19 protein-coding genes are annotated in these 18,518 nt (G+C 67.6%); 4 read left to right on the top strand and 15 right to left on the bottom strand.

Annotation, left to right across the window (positions count from 1 at the left end):
* Genes AB4Z10_RS14805 through AB4Z10_RS14775 form a run of 7 tightly spaced genes read right to left on the bottom strand, consistent with a single transcriptional unit; the run spans window position 1 to window position 6,328 of the window.
* Window positions 1-810 (bottom strand): purine-nucleoside phosphorylase, encoded by an 810-nt coding sequence (locus AB4Z10_RS14805; RefSeq protein ID WP_441471149.1) that lies wholly within the window; start codon window positions 808-810, stop codon window positions 1-3.
* Between the two features lie 38 nt (window positions 811-848).
* On the bottom strand, window positions 849-1,259 hold the full coding sequence (locus AB4Z10_RS14800; protein ID WP_441471148.1) for a cytidine deaminase: 411 nt from the start codon (window positions 1,257-1,259) through the stop codon (window positions 849-851).
* Between the two features lies 1 nt (window position 1,260).
* Window positions 1,261-2,235, bottom strand: a complete 975-nt coding sequence (locus AB4Z10_RS14795) for an ABC transporter permease (protein ID WP_441471147.1) — start codon at window positions 2,233-2,235, stop codon at window positions 1,261-1,263.
* Complete coding sequence (locus AB4Z10_RS14790) at window positions 2,235-3,338, bottom strand: ABC transporter permease (RefSeq protein ID WP_441471146.1); 1,104 nt, start codon at window positions 3,336-3,338, stop codon at window positions 2,235-2,237. The genes AB4Z10_RS14795 and AB4Z10_RS14790 overlap by 1 nt, the downstream gene beginning before the upstream one ends.
* Window positions 3,335-3,763: a VOC family protein gene (locus AB4Z10_RS14785; RefSeq protein WP_441471145.1), complete on the bottom strand. Its 429-nt coding sequence runs from the start codon at window positions 3,761-3,763 to the stop codon at window positions 3,335-3,337. Before AB4Z10_RS14785 ends, AB4Z10_RS14790 begins: the two co-directional genes overlap by 4 nt.
* Entirely contained in the window at window positions 3,760-5,310 is a 1,551-nt protein-coding gene (locus AB4Z10_RS14780) for an ABC transporter ATP-binding protein (RefSeq protein ID WP_441471144.1), read from the bottom strand. Before AB4Z10_RS14780 ends, AB4Z10_RS14785 begins: the two co-directional genes overlap by 4 nt.
* 16 nt (window positions 5,311-5,326) lie before the next feature.
* Window positions 5,327-6,328 (bottom strand): BMP family lipoprotein, encoded by a 1,002-nt coding sequence (locus tag AB4Z10_RS14775; protein WP_441471143.1) that lies wholly within the window; start codon window positions 6,326-6,328, stop codon window positions 5,327-5,329.
* 162 nt (window positions 6,329-6,490) lie between these two features.
* On the opposite strand from AB4Z10_RS14775, the gene AB4Z10_RS14770 reads away from it, so the two are divergent.
* A complete protein-coding gene (locus AB4Z10_RS14770) occupies window positions 6,491-7,273 on the top strand; it encodes a HesA/MoeB/ThiF family protein (protein ID WP_441471142.1) in 783 nt (260 codons plus the stop codon).
* A gap of 85 nt (window positions 7,274-7,358) precedes the next feature.
* On the opposite strand, the gene gshB is transcribed toward AB4Z10_RS14770, so the two are convergent.
* From gshB to rsmI, 3 genes are all read right to left on the bottom strand, one after another.
* Entirely contained in the window at window positions 7,359-8,297 is a 939-nt protein-coding gene (gene gshB / locus AB4Z10_RS14765) for a glutathione synthase (protein ID WP_441471141.1), read from the bottom strand.
* Between the two features lie 184 nt (window positions 8,298-8,481).
* Entirely contained in the window at window positions 8,482-8,877 is a 396-nt protein-coding gene (locus AB4Z10_RS14760; protein WP_441471140.1) for a YraN family protein, read from the bottom strand.
* A complete protein-coding gene (rsmI, locus tag AB4Z10_RS14755) occupies window positions 8,874-9,782 on the bottom strand; it encodes a 16S rRNA (cytidine(1402)-2'-O)-methyltransferase (protein ID WP_441471139.1) in 909 nt (302 codons plus the stop codon). Before rsmI ends, AB4Z10_RS14760 begins: the two co-directional genes overlap by 4 nt.
* A 184-nt stretch (window positions 9,783-9,966) precedes the next feature.
* On the opposite strand from rsmI, the gene AB4Z10_RS14750 reads away from it, so the two are divergent.
* Window positions 9,967-11,172, top strand: coding sequence for a penicillin-binding protein activator (locus AB4Z10_RS14750; protein WP_441471138.1), 1,206 nt, complete (start codon window positions 9,967-9,969; stop codon window positions 11,170-11,172).
* 132 nt (window positions 11,173-11,304) lie between these two features.
* Here the strand turns inward: AB4Z10_RS14750 and AB4Z10_RS14745 are convergent, their stop codons facing one another.
* Both AB4Z10_RS14745 and AB4Z10_RS14740 read right to left on the bottom strand, forming a co-directional pair.
* Window positions 11,305-11,940 carry a thioredoxin family protein gene (locus AB4Z10_RS14745; protein ID WP_441471137.1) on the bottom strand — a complete coding sequence of 212 codons (636 nt, stop codon included), beginning with the start codon at window positions 11,938-11,940 and terminating at the stop codon, window positions 11,305-11,307.
* A gap of 29 nt (window positions 11,941-11,969) precedes the next feature.
* Window positions 11,970-14,138 (bottom strand): protein-disulfide reductase DsbD family protein, encoded by a 2,169-nt coding sequence (locus AB4Z10_RS14740; protein ID WP_441471136.1) that lies wholly within the window; start codon window positions 14,136-14,138, stop codon window positions 11,970-11,972.
* Window positions 14,139-14,321: 183 nt separating this feature from the next.
* Between AB4Z10_RS14740 and AB4Z10_RS14735 the strand changes: the two genes are divergently transcribed.
* The gene (locus AB4Z10_RS14735) at window positions 14,322-15,170 is read left to right on the top strand and encodes an SDR family NAD(P)-dependent oxidoreductase (protein ID WP_441471344.1); all 849 of its coding nucleotides are present in this window, start codon (window positions 14,322-14,324) and stop codon (window positions 15,168-15,170) included.
* Between the two features lie 72 nt (window positions 15,171-15,242).
* On the opposite strand, the gene AB4Z10_RS14730 is transcribed toward AB4Z10_RS14735, so the two are convergent.
* Genes AB4Z10_RS14730 through AB4Z10_RS14720 form a run of 3 tightly spaced genes read right to left on the bottom strand, consistent with a single transcriptional unit; the run spans window position 15,243 to window position 17,777 of the window.
* Window positions 15,243-16,019, bottom strand: a complete 777-nt coding sequence (locus AB4Z10_RS14730; protein ID WP_441471135.1) for an ABC transporter ATP-binding protein — start codon at window positions 16,017-16,019, stop codon at window positions 15,243-15,245.
* Window positions 15,995-16,747: an ABC transporter permease gene (locus AB4Z10_RS14725; protein WP_441471134.1), complete on the bottom strand. Its 753-nt coding sequence runs from the start codon at window positions 16,745-16,747 to the stop codon at window positions 15,995-15,997. Before AB4Z10_RS14725 ends, AB4Z10_RS14730 begins: the two co-directional genes overlap by 25 nt.
* 4 nt (window positions 16,748-16,751) lie before the next feature.
* The gene (locus AB4Z10_RS14720) at window positions 16,752-17,777 is read right to left on the bottom strand and encodes an ABC transporter substrate-binding protein (RefSeq protein ID WP_441471133.1); all 1,026 of its coding nucleotides are present in this window, start codon (window positions 17,775-17,777) and stop codon (window positions 16,752-16,754) included.
* A gap of 170 nt (window positions 17,778-17,947) precedes the next feature.
* On the opposite strand from AB4Z10_RS14720, the gene AB4Z10_RS14715 reads away from it, so the two are divergent.
* Window positions 17,948-18,415, top strand: a complete 468-nt coding sequence (locus AB4Z10_RS14715) for an Lrp/AsnC family transcriptional regulator (protein WP_441471132.1) — start codon at window positions 17,948-17,950, stop codon at window positions 18,413-18,415.
* Window positions 18,416-18,518 lie beyond the last annotated feature (103 nt).

Raw genomic sequence — 18,518 nt, 5'->3', positions numbered from 1 at the left:
TCAGAGCTCCGAAAGGAAGGCGCGCAACAGGCGCCGTAGAGCGGACGACGCAATGGCGGCGACATCGCGCGTCTCGGTGTGGTGCGGCGCGCCGCCATGGAGGCCGGCGCCCATATTGGTGACGACCGATAGCCCGGCGACGCGGATGTCATGGCGCCGCGCCAGGATGACTTCCGGCACCGTCGACATGCCGACGAGATCGGCGCCGAGGGTCTTCGCCATGCGGATCTCGGCCGGCGTCTCGAAGCTCGGGCCGGAGAACCACATATAGACGCCCTCGCCCAGCGGAACCGCCACCTTCTGCGCAGCCCGCTTCAGCCGGCCGCGCAGATGCGGATCATAGGCATCGACCATCGGCACGAACCGGCCATCGCCCTGGTCGCCGACCAGCGGGTTAGGTCCGTTGAGATTGATATGGTCGGTGATGATGGCGAGGCTGCCCGGCCGCATCGCGGGGGACAGCGATCCGGCCGCGTTGGTCAGGATCAGCGGTGGCGAGCCGAAGGCCGTGAGAACACCGAGCGGGACGCGCATGACGGCCGGGTCGCCGCCTTCGTAATAATGGGCGCGGCCCTGGTAGATCAGGATCTTGCGGCCATGCAGCGTGCCGTAGCAGAGCTGGCGGGCATGGCCGGAAACCTCGCCGCGCGGAAAGCCGGGCAATTCGGCATAGGGAATGCGCACCGCATCCTGCACATCCTCGGCGATGGAGCCGAGGCCGGTGCCGAGCACAAGCGCGCAATCGATCGTGTCGATGCCGCGCTCGGCCAATACGGATGCCGCCTCGTCGAAGACCGGATCGGCCGCCATTAGTTCCTCTCCCCGGCCGCCGCAGCAGCAGTCGCAAATCACCGCGGCAAATTGGCCGGTCCGAAGGAGGCTGGCAACAGCTCCGCCAGGGTGAAACGCGCGCGGATGCCTTCAGGTCCCGCGATCGCCACCGGCGTCTCGGGCGCCGCGAATTCGCGAATGCGCTGGCGGCAGGCGCCGCAGGGCGTGACGAGTTCCGGGCCTTCGCCGAAGACGAGGATCGCGCGGATCGCTTTCCCGCTCCCGGCGACCATCGCGGAGATGGCGCCTGCCTCTGCGCAGGTACCGACCGGATAGGCCGCGTTCTCGACATTGCAGCCGACATGGATGACGCCGTCGTCGGAGAACAGCGCCGCGCCCACCCTGAAGCGCGAATAAGGCGCATAGGCGCGCGGCTGGATCGCTGCTGCCGCGGCGAAGAGAGCATCGAAATCGGGCAGGGCCGGCAAATCAGCGTTCCTTGACATAGGGCAGGCCTGAGGCCTTGGGCGGCGTCGCCCTGCCGATAAATCCCGCTAGCAGGACAATGGTCATCAGATAGGGCAAGGCCTGGATCGCTTCCACCGGAACGAGGCCAACCCCCGGCAGGCTGACACCCTGGAGCCGGATCGCGACCGCATCGAGCAGGCCGAAGAGCAGACAGGCGCCGAGCGCGGGCCAGGGCCGCCAATTGGCGAAGATGACAGCCGCAAGCGCGATGAAGCCACGCCCGGCCGTCATATGCGGCAGGAAGCCGGCCGATTGCGCGGCGGCGAGATAGGTGCCGCCGATGCCGCAGAGCACGCCGCAGATCGCGACCGCGCCGTAGCGCAGGCCGGCGACCGAGATGCCGGCGGTATCGACCGCCGCCGGGTTCTCGCCGACGGCGCGGATGCGAAGGCCGAAGCGCGTCCGGCCGAGCACAAAGGCGGTAACGGCCACGCAGATGAAGGCGAGATAGGCCGGCGCGGCATGGCCCGAGACGACCTCGTCATAGAACAGGCCGAGAATCGGAACATGTTCGCGCGCCCAGGGAGCGAAGGGCAAGGTGAGCTCGCCGAAGCGCGCAGCGCCTTCCAGCGAGGGCGTGCGCCCGCCCTGCCCGTACCAGGCATTGCCGAGGACGACGGTGAGCCCCGCCGCCAGCATGTTGACGGCGACGCCGGAAACGATCTGGTTGCCGCGCCAGGTGATGGCGGCGAAGCCGTGGACCAGCGCGAGTGCGAGCGCGGCGAGAATGCCAGCACCCAAACCCGCCCAGGCCGAGCCAGTGACGAAGGCCGCGACCGCAGAGGCGAAGGCCGCGATCAGCATCTTGCCCTCAAGGCCGATATCGACGACGCCGGCCCGCTCCGACCAGAGGCCAGCCATCGCGGCGCAGATCAGCGGGACCGACAACCGGATCGTCGAATCGAGCACGACGGCGAGCGTCTGAAGCCAATCCATCAGGCGTTACCCCCGCCGATGCGCAGCACGCCCGCAACCAGGCGTCGAAAGAGCCCGTCGAGCGCTCCTGCGAAGAGGATGAGGACGCCGCCGATCACGACAACCATGTCGCGGGTGATGGTCGGCTTGTCGAAGGAAAGCTCGGCCCCGCCCTGGTAGAGGACGCCGAAAAGCAGGGCCGCAAGCGCGACACCCAGGGGATGGCCGCGCCCCATCAGCGCCACCGCGATGCCGACAAAGCCGTATCCGGCGGTGAAGTCGAGCACCAGCCGATGCTGCACGCCGAGCGCCTCATTGACCGCGAGACCGCCGGCGAGCGCGCCGGAGATCGCCATCGCGATCATGGTGACCGCAGCCGGCGAAATGCCTGCATAGGCGGCGGCGCGCGGATTGGCGCCGACGGTGCGGATCGCATAGCCGAGCCGCGAGCGATAGATCAGCAGCCAGACTGCGACGAGTGCCATCAGGGCCAGCAGGAAGGCACTGTTGAGCGGGGTGGAAGGCAAGTTCAGCCCGAGCGGGGCGAGGAGCTGGTGCATCGGCGTCAGCACCGCCTGCGCCGGGAAATCCGGCGTCTCCGGCTGCATCGAACCGGGCTTCCCGATCACTTCGCGCAGGAGGTAGACGATCAGCGTCGCCGCGACGAAGTTCAGCATGATCGTGGTGATGACGACATGGCTGCCGCGCTTCGCCTGCAGCCAGCCGGGGATGAAGGCCCAGAGCGCGCCACCCGCCGCCGCCGCCAGGATCGCGATGGGAACGGCGAGGACGCCCGGCGCCCAGGACAGGCCGAGGCAGGCGATCGCCATCGCGATGCCGGCCGCGGTCGCCTGGCCCTCGCCACCGATATTGAACAGCCCGGCATGGAAGGCGACCGCCACGGCAAGCCCCGTGAAGATGAAATTCGTCGTGTAGTACAGCGTGAAGCCGATGCCCTCGGCGCTGCCGAGCGCACCGCGCAGCAGGAGCGCGGTCGCTTCCAGCGGGTTCTCGCCGATGCCGATGACCACGAGGCCGGCGACGAGCAAGGCCGCCGCTACCGAGACGAGCGGCACCAGCGCGATGTCGGCCCAACGCGGCAGGTCGACCGGGGCCGCGCTCATCCGGCCAGCGTCACGTTGCCGGCGGTGTCGAGCGGGAAGAAGGGGTTGTGGGCAAGCTCCCAGAGATGGCCGTCCGGATCGGCGACATAGCTGGAATAGCCGCCCCAGAACACCTTCTGAGGCTTCTTCACGGCTGTCGCCCCCGCCGCAACCATCTCCGCGAACACCGCATCGACCTCCGCCTCGCTGCGCAGGTTGTGCGCAAGGGTGATGCCGGCGAAGCCGGCCGCCCCGTCGGGCACCTGCGCGTCCTTCGCCAGTTCGGTCCGCGGAAACAGCGACAGGCCGATGCCGTTCAGCTGGAAAAAGGCGACACTGCCCTGCCGTGGCTCGATCTCGTTCCACCCCAGCGCAGCATAGAAGCGCCGCGACCGTTCGAGGTCGGCGACGCCGAGCGTCACCAATGTCAGCCTCTGTTCCATCATGCGGCCTCCTCTACGCCAGCCATGAGCAGGCCCAGCTCGCGCTCATCCGCGCCAGACCCAGCTCGTTCGCCGGTAATCCGGCCGCCGCACATGGCAATGATTCGGTCGGAGAGCGCCATCACCTCCTCGAGCTCGACAGAAACCAGCAGGATCGCGACGCCGGCATCGCGCAATTCGACCAGCCGGCGATGGATGAACTCGATCGCGCCGATGTCGACGCCGCGTGTCGGCTGGCCGACGAGCAGCACCTTGGGATGCCGCTCGATCTCGCGGGCGAGCACGATCTTCTGCTGGTTGCCGCCGGAGAACTTCGCGGTCTTCAGCGCCGGATCGGGCGGGCGCACGTCATAAGCCGCAAAGGCCTCGCGCGCATGGGCCTCGATCCGCGTGGGCGACAGGAGCGGGCCGGCGCCGAAGGCGGGATCGTGCTGATAGCCGAGGATCGCGTTCTCGGCGGCCGAGAAGGTGGTGACGAGGCCGCTGCGGTGGCGATCCTCCGGGATATGCATCAGCCCGAGCTGGCGCAGCCGTGCCGGGTGGCGATCGGCGCCCGACAGAATCTCGCCGCCGAGGCGGATGACGCCGCGCGTCGGCTGGATCAACCCGGCGAGCACTTCGAGGAGTTCGCTCTGGCCGTTGCCGGCGACGCCGGCGATGCCGACGATCTCGCCGGCATGGAGGGTCAAGCCGACGTCCCGCAAGGTTTCGGCCCCGCGCGCATCGCGGCAGGACAGACCGGCCGCCTCCAGCACGGGCGCGCCGCGCTCGCGCGGCGGCTTCTCGACCCGCAGCAGCACGCGCCGGCCGACCATTGCCTCGGCGAGCGCCGGCGGCGAGGTCTCGGCCGTGGCGACATGGGCAACCATCTCGCCACGGCGCATCACCGAGACCTTGTCGGTGACATCCATGATCTCGCGCAGCTTGTGGGTGATCAGGATCACCGTCTTGCCCTGCGTCTTCAGCGCCCTGAGCAGGGCGAAGAGCTGATCGGCTTCGGCAGGCGTCAGCACCGCGGTCGGCTCGTCGAGGATCAGGATCTCCGCGCCGCGATAGAGCGCCTTCAGGATCTCGACGCGCTGCTGCAGGCCAACCGAGAGCTCGCCGACGATCGCATCGGGATCGATGGCGAGGCCATAGTCCTGAGAAAGCCTGGCCAGCGCCGCCCGCGCCTTCGCCAGACCGCCCTTGAGGAAGGCGCCGCCTTCGGCACCGAGCACCACGTTCTCGACCACGCTCAGCGTCTCGACCAGCATGAAGTGCTGGTGGACCATGCCGATCCCCGCCGCGATCGCATCCGCCGAGGAACGGATGCGGCGCGGCGTGCCGCCGATCCTGATTTCGCCGTCATCGGCCTCGTAGAAGCCGTAGAGAATCGACATCAGCGTCGATTTGCCGGCGCCGTTCTCGCCGACGATGCCGTGGATCGAGCCGGCGGCGACCGTCAGCGAGACGTCCTTGTTGGCCGCGACGGCGCCGAAGCGCTTGGAGATGCCAACGAGCTCGATGGCCGCCGGCGAGGGCGCGCCTTTGGCTGATGCTGCACTCAAGGGAGCGTCTTGCTCCTCACATCGTGCATTTCTGGTCGGACATGTAGTCGTGCACCTTGACGGTGCCGGCGATGATGTCGGCCTTGGCCTTGTCGGCCGCGGCCTTCATCTCAGGCGTGATCAGCCCCTTGTTGGCGTCGTCCAGCGCCCAGTCGATGCCGTCCTCCTTGAGGCCGAGAACCGAGATGCCCGGCTTCCAGGAGCCGTCCTGCGCGGCCTTGAAGGAATTGTAGGCCGCGACGTCGACGCGCTTGAGCATCGAGGTCAGCACCTTGCCGGGATGGAGGGCATTCTGGTTCGAATCGACGCCGATACCGAGCTTGCCGGCATCCGCCACCGCCCGCAGCACGCCGATCCCGGTGCCGCCGGCAGCGTGGTAGATCACGTCGGCGCCGCGATCGATCTGGGACTTGGCGAGCTCGCCGCCCTTGACCGGATCGGCCCAGGCGGCCGGCGTGGAGCCGGTCATGTTCTGGAAAATCTCGGCATCGGCCTTGCCCGCCTTGACGCCCTGGACATAGCCACAGGCGAATTTGCGGATCAGCGGGATATCCATGCCGCCGACGAAACCGACCTTGCCTGTCTTCGAGGCCATCGCGGCTAGCAGGCCGACCAGATAGGAGCCCTCATGCTCCTTGAAGACGACCGACTGCACGTTCGGCAGGTCGACGACCATGTCGATGATGGTGAATTTCAGGTTCGGGAACTCGGCCGCAACCTTCTGCAGCGCGGTCGCCTGCGAGAAGCCGACCGCGATGATCGGCGAATGGCCGTCGCGGGCGAAGCGGCGCAGGGCCTGCTCGATCTGGGCATCGTTCGCCGGCTCGAAATCGCGGAAATCGACGCCGGTCTCCTTCTTGAACCTGTCGGCGCCGATGAAGACGCCTTCGTTGAAGGATTTGTCGAATTTGCCGCCCTTGTCATAGACCACGGCCGGCTTAATCGCCTGCTGCGCCAGCGCCGCCACAGCCGAAAGCGCAACGCCGGCCAGTGCCGCCGCAAAAGAACCCAGACGCATGAACCGATCCCCTGTTATGGCCGGGCGCCGTGGTCCGGCCCTCGATGCCGACACGATGGCATGGCTCGTCGGCGCGGCCAAGCCGCCCAAAGCTCATGCCCGGCCGATGCCGCAATCGCCATGCCGATTGCCGAAGAACGGCCATCGTCTTACGCTGCTGCCATGATGATGGGCGACGACGAGATCGAGCGCTATGCGCGCCATATCGTGCTGCCGGAGATCGGCGGCCCAGGGCAGCAGAAGCTGAAGAACGCGCGCGTGCTCGTCGTTGGCGCGGGCGGGCTCGGCGCGCCGCTGATCCAATATCTCGCCGCAGCTGGCGTCGGGAAGATCGGCATCGTCGACGACGACATCGTCTCGCTCTCGAACCTGCAGCGCCAGACCATCTTCACCACCGAGGATGTCGGCGCCCACAAGGCCGTCGCCGCAGCTCGCTTCGTGCGCAACCTCAACCCGCATGTCGTGGTCGAGGAGCATGTCACCCGCATCGACCCGCACAATGCCCGGGCCTTGATCGCCTTCTACGACGTGGTGGCCGAGGGGTCCGACAATTTTGCGACGCGCTATGCCGTCTCCGACGCCTGCTTCCACGAGCACAGGCCGGTCGTCATGGGGGCGCTGGGGCGCTTCGACGGCTCGCTGACCACGATCCGTGCTCACGAAGCCGGCCCGGACGGCCGGCCGAATCCGACCTGGCGCTGCCTCTTCCCGGAGGCTCCGCCGCCCGGTTCGATCCCGACCTGTGCGGAAGCCGGCGTGCTCGGAGCGCTGCCCGGCATCATCGGCTCGCTGATGGCGCTGGAGGTGATCCGCGCCGTGACCGGCTTCGGCGAGCCACTGGTCGGCAAGCTGCTGCTGCTCGACGCGCTGACAATGCGGTTCGAGACGCTGCGCTATGGCTGGGACGAGATGAACCCGCTGAGCGGCGGCAGCGTCGCGGCCTGAGGCTTTCAGAATAGCGCAGCAGCCGTCATCCCGGACGAGCCGCGTTGGCGGCGTTGACCCGGGATGACGCGCGAAGCTGCAAAGCTCAGCGCTTCGACTCGATCACGTCCCAGAGCTGCGCCGCCAGATCCGGCCCGCCGAGCTTTTTGATGGCGCGCACGCCGGTCGGCGCGGTGACGTTGATCTCGGTGAGCTTGCCGTGGATGACGTCGATGCCGACGAGCAAAAGGCCGCGTTCGCGCAGCGCCGGGCCGATCGCCTCGCAGATCTCGAGCTCCTTCTTCGACAGGTCGGTCGGCCGGGCAGCGCCGCCGCGCACCATGTTGGCGCGCAGGTCGCCCACCGCCGGGACGCGGTTGACCGCGCCCGCCGCCTTGCCGTCGATCAGGATGATGCGCTTGTCGCCCTCGGTGATCTCCTTGATGAAGGCCTGCACGACCCAGGGTTCGCGGAAGAGGTTGCTGAACAGATCGAAGAGCGAGCCGAAATTCGGATCGGTCCTGCTGGTCTTGAAAACAGTCGCGCCGCCATGGCCGTAGAGCGGCTTCATGACGATCTCGCCGTGCTCGTCGCGGAAGGCCTCGATCTCGGCCTTGTCGCGGGTGATCAGCGTCGGCGGCATCAGCTCCGGGAAATGGGTGACGAAGATCTTCTCGGGCGCGTTGCGGACTTCGGCCGGGTTATTGACCACCAGCGTCTTCGGATGGATGCGCTCCAGCATATGCGTCGTGGTGACATAGGCCATGTCGAAAGGCGGGTCCTGCCGCAGCAGGACGACATCGAGCGTCGAGAGATCGATCTTCTCCTCGGCTCCCGCCGTGAAATGATCGCCCTCCGCATCCCGCACCGTGACCGGGCGCATCGGCGCCGTGACCTTGCCGTCGCGCATCGAGAGCTTGTCGGGGGTGTAGGTGTAGAGCGTATGGCCGCGCGCCTGCGCTTCCAGCATCAGGGAGAAGCCGGTGTCCCCGGCGATCCGGATGCGCTCGATCGGGTCCATCTGGATGGCGACGGAGAGAGTCATGGCAGGCCTTCCTGTTGCGGCCGGTTCTTATCGGGCCGCGGGCGGGGTTCCTGCAAGTGGGTCGCGTCGATCACGTCGCATTCTGACGGAATCGTCAGAATGCTGAAAACGTGATTGATTCCAGAATCTTAGAGCGTAGCTGCAGGAAAAACGGGTACCCACTTTTTTGCGCAATGCACTTGCGTCACAGGACGAGCGCAAAGGCAGCCGGCACATGGCACGGCCGGCGCCAGGGCGCCAGAAACACAGCGTCGGCACGCAGATGGTGATCGTTCGCCCAGGGATTGCGCGCGAGCCAGTGCCGGATGCGGCGCTCGACGAGGCGGCGCTTTTCCGGCGTCACCGCGGTCAGCGCATCATCGAGCCGGCCACGCGCCTTGACCTCGACGAAGGCGACGGTGAGGCCCCGCTTCATCACCAGATCGATCTCGCCGCCCTTTCCGCCGAAGCGCCGTTCCAGCAGCCGGTAGCCCTTCGCCGTCAGCCAGAGGATGGCGAACCATTCTGCACGGCGGCCGGTGAGGCCGGAGCGCCTGGCCTTGCGGCTGCGCTTGCCGGGATCGGCAGCCGCTCCGCTCACGGATCGTCGCGAGTGAGTTCAAGGGCGCGCGCGTAGACTTTCCGGCGCGGCTGGCCGGTCTCGGCCGCGACCTGCGCGACGGCCTCCTTCAGCGAGACCTTCGCCAGTGCGGCGCGCAACCGCTCGTCGATCACATCGCCGGCCGGCAGCAGCTCGACGGCGCCGGGCGGGCCGATGATGACGACGATCTCGCCACGCGGCTCCTCTTCGCTCTCGTAATGCGCGGCGAGTTCCGGCAGCGCGCCGCGCCGCACCGTCTCATGGTACTTGGTGAGCTCACGCGCCACCGCGCCGGGCCGCGAACCAAGCACCGCTGCTGCGTCGGCCAGCATCTCGGCGAGGCGGCGCGGCGATTCGAAGAAGACCAGCGTTCCGGGAATCACCGCGAGTTCGGTCAGGCGGGACTTTCTTGCCGCGGATTTGGGCGGAAGAAACCCCTCGAAGAAGAAGCGGTCGGTCGGCAGACCCGCCAGCACCAGCGCCGCCAGCACGGCCGAAGGACCGGGAATGCCGGTGACCGGCAGCCCTTCCGCCACCAGCTCGGCGACGAGCTTGTAGCCGGGATCCGAGACCAGCGGCGTGCCGGCGTCCGAGATCAGGGCAAGCTTGCCGCCCTCGCGCAGCTTCGCGAGAATCTTCGGCCGCATCTGCGCCGCATTGTGCTCGTGATAGGGCAGCAGCGGCGTCGAGATACCATAATGCGCCAGCAGCGTCTTCGACGTGCGAGTATCCTCGGCCAGGATCACATCGGCCGCGGCGAGCGTCGCCAGCGCCCGGAACGAGATGTCGCGCAGGTTGCCGATCGGAGTCGCGACGATGTGAAGCCCCGGCGCCAGCCGCTCGGCCTCGGCGCGCAGTCCGAAGGCGGTGTAGCTGGGAGGGCGGGCAGCGGCATCATTCGACATCGCGCCACGCTGCCACAGCGGCAGCCGCCACGCCATGGCACAGCGTCGCGCTGTGTGTGCAACTCATAGTTAACAACTTGAAAATAGGATTCCGCACTGGCACGTGTCCGGCGGGGGCAATTTTTCCGCTGGAACTCATCGCCGGGCGAGCGCCTGCCTGCCCGGTCACGACTGGAGATCGCCCGTGTTGCATCATCGGTACGTCACGCCGGTCCTGCGGTTGAAGGCACGGGCTCTCGCGGTTCTTCTGCCGCTTGCGCTGGCCGCCTGCGGCGGCGGCACATCAGGCCTGCCGGGCTTCGATTCCGGCTCGCCCGCGCCGGGTACGGCGCCAACCGGGCAGACCATCGGCAACGGCAAGGTCAAGGTCGGCCTCGTGCTGCCGCTGACGGCGGAGGGGCAGGGCGCGATCGTCGGCAACTCGCTGAAGAACGCCGCCGAAATGGCGCTGGCCGAGTTTCCGAACGCGGACCTCACTCTCCTGGTGAAGGACGACCGCGGCACGCCGGAAGGCGCCCGCGCGGCGACGCAGGAAGCGCTTTCGGAAGGGGCGGAACTGATCATCGGCCCGCTCTTCGCACCTTCGGTGCAGGCGGCGGCGCAGGTCGCGCGCGGTGCAAATCGCCCGATCATCGCTTTCTCCAGCGACACCAGCGTCGCCTCGCGCGGTGTCTATCTGCTCTCCTTCCCGCCCGAGAACGACGTCAACCGCGTCATCGCCTATGCCAGCCAGCAAGGCCGGAAATCCTTCGCCGCCCTCCTTCCCGATACCGCCTATGGCAAGGTTGTCGAGGCGGCCTTCCAGCAAGCCGTCGCCAGCCGAGGCGGCCGTGTCGCCGCGATCGAGCATTTTGGCGCCGATCCGGCCGCGATGCGCAGTGCGGTCCAGCGGCTGATGCCCTCGCTGCAGCAGGCGGATGCGCTGTTCGTGCCCGCCGCCGCCGACACCATGCCGACGCTCGGCCAGCTCCTGCAGGAGGCCGGCTACAACCCGGCAAAGGTGAAGCCGCTCGGCACCGGCGTCTGGAATGATGCCGGCGTGGCGCGCGTACCGGCGGTCCAGGGCGGCTGGTTCGCCTCGCCCGACACCGCCGGTTTCAACGCCTTCGCCGGGCGCTATCAGCAACGCTTCAACAGCGCGCCGACCCGTACCGCGACGCTCGCCTATGACGCCGTTTCGCTGTCCGCGGCGCTGGCCCGCACGCAGGGATCGCAGCGCTTCTCGGAGAGCGTCCTGACCAATGCTTCCGGCTTCGCCGGCGCCGACGGCGTCTTCCGCTTCCGGACGGATGGACAGGTGGAGCGCGGGCTTGCCGTGCTGGAGTTGCGCAACGGCCAGATCGTCACGATCAACGCCGCCCCGCGCGATCTCGGACCGCGCTCGCAGTAGGCGGGCCAGCGGTCCGCCGTCATTCTCGGGCGAAGCGGAACGCAGACCCGAGAATCGCTGGCAGGAAGAAACGCGGAGCCTCTCTCGGCAAGAGATGCTCGGGTCGAGCCCGAGCATGACGGCGGCGAGCGATCAGCTCAGCGGCGCGTATTTCACGACGCAGCCATAGGCCTTGGTGCTTGCTTCCGTGACCGGCTTGCCGGCCTTCAGCTCCGCAATCGCCTGGCGGACATAGCTCTTCGCACCATTGAGGCTTGAGGCTGCGGAGGACGGCTTGTCGTCGATCGCGCCCATATAGGCGAGCCTGCCCTTGGGATCGATGATGTACATGTGCGGCGTGGTCTGCGCGCCATAGGCCCGCGCCACCTGGCTCTTGGGATCGAGCAGGATGCCGGCCGGCGCGGCGTCACGCTGGACCGTCAGCTCCTTGGCCTTGGCTCCGTCGACATAGCCCTGCTCGCCCGGCGGCGAGGAAATGACCGAGAGCCAGACGATGCCTTCCTTCGCCATGTCCTTCTGCAGCGTCTGCATCGTGGCGCTGTTGTAGTGCTTCCGCACATAGGGGCATTCGTGATTGGTCCATTCGAGGATCACGGTCTTGCCCGCGAAATCGGCGAGATTGCGGGTCTTGCCGTCGGCATCGACGGCCTGGAAAGTGGGGGCCGGCGCGCCAATCCTGGCCGCTCCCTGAGCGAAGGCGACCGCCGGGACGGCGAGGCCGGCGAGAGTCAGGCCGGCGATGAAAGTCTGTCTGGTGAGGCCTTTCATGTCTGTCTCCCTTCCTGAACGTCGGAGCCTTACGGCGTTGCCGCAGCGGTCTTCGCATCCCGGCCTGCCGCGCGCTGGGCGGCCGCGATCACGGTATCGGGCGTCAGGAGCTGCGGCAGGATCTCGGCCTGCCCGTCCTTGCGGCCCGGATAGAACAGGTAGAGCGGCACGCCGGCGCGGCCCTGCTCGGCCAGCGCCTGGGCGATGCGCTGATCGCGATTGGTCCAGTCCGCCTTGAGATAGGTCACGCCGAGCCTGGCGAAGGCGTCTTTCACCTCCTGCCGGGACAGCGCGACGCGCTCATTGGCGAGGCAGGTGATGCACCAGGCCGCGGTGAAGTTGACGAAGACCGGCTTCCCTTCAGCCTGCAGCGCCGCGACGCGCTCGGGCGACCAGGCCTGGACATCGCCAGCCCGCGCCTCGGTGTTGGCGCCCGGCACGGCGTTCTCGACCGTGAACCAGCCGGCGCCGAGCGCAACCAGCACGGCCAGCACCGTCCCGAAGGCGCGGCGCGGCAGGGAGCCGCGGGTGACGCCGACGAGCCAGACGACGAAGCCCGCCGCGAACACAGCGACCAGTGCCGCCAGCACGCCTTGCGGGCCAGTCTGCACCGAAGCGACCCAGATCAGCCAGATCGCGGTCGCGAACATCGGGAATGCGAAGGCCTGCTTCAGCACCAGCATCCAGCGGCCGGGCTTCGGCAGCAGCCGCAGCAGGCCGGGGGCGAAGGAGAGCGCCACGATCGGCAGCGCAAAGCCGAGCGCCAGCGCCAGGAAGACGGAGAGAGCGACCGCCGGCGGCTGCGTCACCGCATAACCCATCGCCGCCCCCATGAAAGGCGCCGTGCAGGGCGTCGCTACGACGACGGCAAGCACGCCGGTCATGAAGGCACCGAAGCGGCCGCCCCGGCTGGCGAGACCATCGCCCACGCCGGTGATCGAAGCACCGATCTCGAAGGCGCCGAGCAGATTCAGGCCGATCAGCACCATAACCACCGCCAGCGCGATGACAAGCGGCGGTGATTGGAGCTGGAAGCCCCAGCCGACGCTGTTGCCGAGTGCGCCGAGCCCGATCACTGCGCCGGCCAGCACCGTGAAAGCGATGAGCACGCCGCAGAGGAAGAACAGGCCCTGTTGGCGCACGGCGCTGCGATGGGCATGAGCGAGCTGTGCGAAGCCGAGCGCCTTGATGAAGAGCACCGGCAGCACGCAGGGCATCAGGTTGAGGATCAGCCCGCCGGCGAAAGCCAGCGCCAGAGCCGCCCAGATCGTCAGATCGGCGCCCTCGACCGGGACCGGAATCCGCACAATGGCGGGCCGAGCCTCCGACGTGGCTGTCCCTGCCGCCATCAACAGCGCGGGGTCGGCATCGGCAGCGAGCGTCACGGCCCTGGCCGCGCCGTTCTCGCGGAAGGTCAGGACGCCGGAAACCTCGGGCTCCTGCAGCTTGAAGGCGCTGGAGCGGACCAGCGTCAGCACCGGCTTCTCGCCTGCGGCAAGCTGCTGGTCGGCCGCATGCTCGATCAACGTATCCAGAACCGGAAAGAAGCGCAGATCGCTCGCGCCCGCCGGCAGCCCCGGCAACTCCAGAGCGAGCCTGTCGCCCTCGCCGCGGAGCCTGCCCCGGAACGACGCCGGCTTCGGCAGGGCTGCCAGCGCCGCATCGATGCGCGCCTGCGCCGCTTCATCGGTGACGCCAGCCGGACCAACCGGCAGATCGAGCGTGAACGAACCTTCCTCCGGAATGCAGATCTTCTCGCAGACCAGCCAGGTGGCATCGGCCTTCAGCGAAAAATTGTCGCCGGGCCTGGCATCGGCCGGCACGGTGATCTCGACCGGCAGCAGCACGGTTCCTTCGAAGCCGAAATTGACGAGCGGTTCGACCCGGATCGCCTTCGGTGCGGGCCATTGGATGTCTCCGGCCGTCGCACCGGCGGGCAGGCGCCATTGGATCCGCGTCGCTTCGCCGGAATCGCCGGGGTTCAGCCAATAGGTATGCCAGTGCGGGGCGAGTTTCTGGACCAGCGCGACCTTGAAGCGCTCGCCCGGCATCACCGTGTCACGGCTCGACAGCAGCGCGGCGGTGACGCGCGGCGACGTCACCGGAGCGGATTCGACCGCCAGGGCCAAGCTGGGCGCCAGCAGTCCCAGCGCCAGCACCGCCTTGCCCAGGAAACCTCCACCGAAAATACGCCGCATGATCTCGTCGCTGTCCTCGAATACCCGGACCTCATGCCTCAATCCGGTCTCGCATACCAATGACAAGGCGGTGAGGCCGGCCCTGCCGCATTCTCCGTCATCTGTTTGCGGCAGGCAGCGTGCCATGATGTCGCCTCTGCTCGCGCCTTAGCTCCAGCGCCCGAATCGTGGACCATGAAGATCATGACCAGCCACCCCGCTCTCGCTCCTTCCCACGTGGCCGTCATCACAGGCGGCGCATCCGGGATAGGCTTCGCTGCCGCCCGCGCCTTCGCGGATAGCGGCATGAGGATCGTGATCGCAGACAGGGACACCGAAGCGCTGAAGGCGGCCGGCCAGGTTCTGGCGACGCTGATCGGCGACGACAATGTGCTTGCGGTCCCGACCGACGTCTCGCGCCGGGACGAGATCGCCCATCTGCACGAGGCGGTCATAGGCCGTTTCGGCAAAGTCCATGTCCTCATGAACAATGCCGGCACGCAGCCGGGCAGCGCGATCTTCGGGCCGCAGGACAATTGGGAGCGCACGCTCGCCGTCAACCTCGGCGGCATCGTCGCCGGTACGCAGCTTTTCGGGCCCGAGATGATCTCCCATGGCGAGCCGGCACTGATCATCAACACCGGCTCGAAGCAGGGCATCACCACCCCGCCGGGCAATCCGGCCTACAATGTCTCCAAGGCCGGCGTGAAGGCCTTCACCGAGGCGCTGCAGCACGAGCTACGCAACACCAAGGGTTGCAGGGTCAGCGCCCATCTGCTGATCCCCGGCTTCGTCTTCACACCGCTGACCGCGCGCGGTCGCGTCGAGAAGCCGGATGGCGCCTGGACGCCGGAGCAGACCGTGGACTTCATGCTGGAGCGGCTCGCCGCCGGGGATTTCTACATCCTCTGCCCCGATGGCGATACGACCCGCGCGCTCGACGAAAAGCGCATGGCCTGGGCGATGGGCGACATCATCGAAAACCGCCCGCCGCTCTCCCGCTGGCACAAGGATTACGGGGAGACGTTCAGGGCGTTTCTCGGCAAGGATTGAAGAACTGCGCCGTCACCCCGGGCGCAGCAAAGCGAAGCCCCGGGATGACCGCGCTTCGGATCGCACCGATCGCTAGATTGCGGCTCCGTCCATGACGATGTCGGCACCGAGCCCCTGGCGGACGGCCCGCACGATCTCAGCCTCGGCTGCTGCACCGCGCCGGCGCGGGCGGGCCGCGTCGATGCGGTGCTCGGCGATGATCTGGCCGGGCGCGCCCGACAGGATGACCACCCGGTCGGCGAGATAGGCGGCTTCGTCAATGTCATGGGTGACGAAGAGCACGGTCTTGCCGGTGCGCTGCCAGACGCGGATCAGCTCATCCTGCAGGGTTTCGCGGGTGAGGGCATCGAGAGCCGAGAAGGGCTCGTCCATCAGCAGGATCTCGGGTTCGACCGCGAGCGCACGCGCCAGCGAGACGCGCTGGCGCTGCCCGCCCGAAAGCTGATGCGGCCAGCGTTGCGCCAGCGCGCCCAGGCCGACGAGATCGAGCGTCTCGCCCGCCTTTGCCAGGCGCTCGGCCCGCGAGACCCGCCCTTCCAGGCCGAAGCCGACATTGGACACGACCTTGCGCCAGGGCAGCAGCCGCGAATCCTGGAAGACGAGAGCGACCGGCCTGCGCGTCGTATCCCTGGCATTGATGACGACCTCGCCGCCGCTCGGCTTCGCGAGCCCGGCAATGACGCGCAGCAGCGTCGACTTGCCGACGCCGGAAGGGCCGACGATGGCGAGGAATTCGCCGCGCCCGACACTGAGGTCGAGCTTGCGCAGCACCTCGGTCTGCTCGCCGTCGCGGGTGAAGGTCAGCGACAGCCCCTTGATCTCGATCACGCTTTCCAACGCAGCACCCATTTCTGGAAGGCGACGAAGCCGGTGTCGAGCAGGCCGTAGAGCGCCGCCATGGTCAGCATGTAGACGACGACGATATCGGTCGCGAGGAGGCTCGACGCCTGCATCATGCGCTGGCCGACACCGGCGACACCGAAGATCTCGGCCGCGACCACCGCCATCCAGGCCTGGCCGAGCGCCGTGCGGAAGCCTACGAGGATGCCCGGCATCGCCGCCGGCAGCAGGATCTTGGACAGGCGCGCCCAAGGCGAGCGAAAACCGAAGGCATCGGCAACCTCGACGAGATCGCGATCGACGCCGCGGATCGCGCCCTGCGCCGCGAAGAAGGCGATCCAGAACACGCCGATCGCGATGATGAAGACGGCAGCGCCGGGCGTCACGCCGAACCAGATGATCGCGAAGGGCACCCAGGCGAGGCCGGGAATCGGCCTGAGAACGCGCACGACCCAGGCCGTCGCCTCCTCGGCGATACCAGACATGCCGACGAGGATGCCGGCAGCAACGCCGAGGCCGGCACCAACGAAGAGTCCGACGAAGTAGTGCCAGAGCGAACCGAGTATGGCCGAGAGCCAGGCACCGGAGGCGACCTCCCGCATGAACGCCTTCGGCAGCGCGCTCGGCGGCGGCAGGAAGGCCGGATTTACCAGCCCGAAGTAAGGCACCGCCTCCCAAAGCAGCAGGAAGGCGACGAGACCCAGAAGCGCGAGGGCCGGAGCCCGTAGACTACTCACAATGTCAGCCGCCCGCCCTGACCGCGCGCTCGTAATACCGCGTCTCGAACAGGCCGTCGAAGGGCAGTTCCTTCTCCAGCGAGCCGAGCTTGACCTGATAGGCCTGCATGGCGCGGGCAGGCTCGATGATCTTGCGCGGATCGATCTCGAACTGGCTTGCCGGCGAGACCAGCGCCTTCTGGATCAACTCGGGGTCGACGATGCCCTTGCCGAGAGCCGCACCGACATGGGGCGCAGCCTTGGCGGGGTTCGCCTTGATCAGGGCCGCAGCCTTGACCAGCCCGTTGACGAGGGTCTGCACGGCTTCGGGGTTCTTGGTGGCGAAGGCGCCGGAAACGGCGACGACCGTGCCGGGCTGGCCGGGGAAGACTTCCTCGCCGCCGGCGATCAGCTTGATCTGCGGATTGCGGCTCTGGATGATCGTCAGGGCCGGCTCGCGGACGCTGCCGCCGTCGACGGCGCCGGCGAGAATCGCCTGCTGCGTCGCATCGATGCCCATCGGCACGATCTCGACATCGGCCTTGTCGACCTTCGCGACCTCCCAGAGCCAATACTGCAGCGTGGTGTTGGGCACGGAACCGGCCGGCTGGGTCGCGAGGCGGGCGGGCTTACCGTTGGCCGCGCGGAAGGCCTTGAAGGCGGCTGCGGCGCTGGTGCCGGCGGTGAAGAATTTCGTCAGCGAGGGCGCGCTGACGACCACGTTCTCGCCGATCGCCGTCGAGGCGACCACGCGGATGTCGACACCGCGCGAGCGGGCAACGGCCAGAGGGGCGACGCCGGCGACATAGACGTCGATCGTGCCGGAGGCGAGCGCCTGGATCATGTTCGGACCGGACTCGAACACGGTCAGAGCCACGTCAAGGCCGCCCTGCTTCAGCCAGCCCTCGCCCGACGCGACGAAGAACGGCGCCGTGCCGACGATCGGGATATAGCCGACGCGCGCCGTGACGCTCTGCGCCCGGGCCGCACCGGCGAACGGCAGGGTGGCAGCAAGGCTCGCTCCCGCGATGAGAAACTGGCGGCGGTCCATCGTGCAAATCCTTCTCGCAGCGCGGGCAGATCGAGCCTCGATCAAGCCCCATTGACAGATTGAGAAAAGGATTTTCTATCTGAATGCAATAGATCGACCTTAAAAAGATAAACCATCTTTATATGGACGATTTGATAGTTTAAATTTCTTCCAAGAGCGAGTTTGAGAGAATGGACGCCATCGACCGGAAAATTCTCACTGTCCTGCAGGCCGACGCGAATATTTCGATCGCCGAACTGGCCGATCGCGTCGGGCTGTCGCAGACGCCGTGCTGGAAGCGCATCCAGAAGCTCGAACAGGCAGGGGTGATCCTGAAGCGCGTCGCGCTGGTGGCGCCGGAGAAGATCGGGCTCGGACTCACCGTCTTCGTCCAGATCGAAACCGCTGATCATTCCGGCCCCTGGCTGGAGAAATTCGCGCAGATGGTCGCGGCGATGCCGGAGGTGATGGAGTTCTACCGGATGGCTGGCGATGTCGACTACATGCTGCGCGTCGTCGTCGCCGACATGGCCGCCTATGACGCCTTCTACAAGAAGCTGATCGAGACGATCCCGCTCAAGAACGTGACCTCGCGCTTCGCCATGGAGCGGATCAAGGCGACGACGGCCTACAAGGTGCCGGAGCTGCCACGCGATTGACGGCGGAACAGGCCGGGGCCTGGCTCGCAAAGCCAGTCCTCGTCCCCAGTGGCCCCGAAGGGCCGTCTCGAAGGACGTTCCGGCTGCCTCCGGAACCTCGTGA

This window comes from Allobosea sp. RAF48 (assembly GCF_052114025.1).
Taxonomy (GTDB): domain Bacteria; phylum Pseudomonadota; class Alphaproteobacteria; order Rhizobiales; family Beijerinckiaceae; genus Allobosea.
The sequence above is the reverse complement of the archived record's forward strand: the minus strand, read 5'-3'. Positions and strand labels throughout refer to the sequence as shown.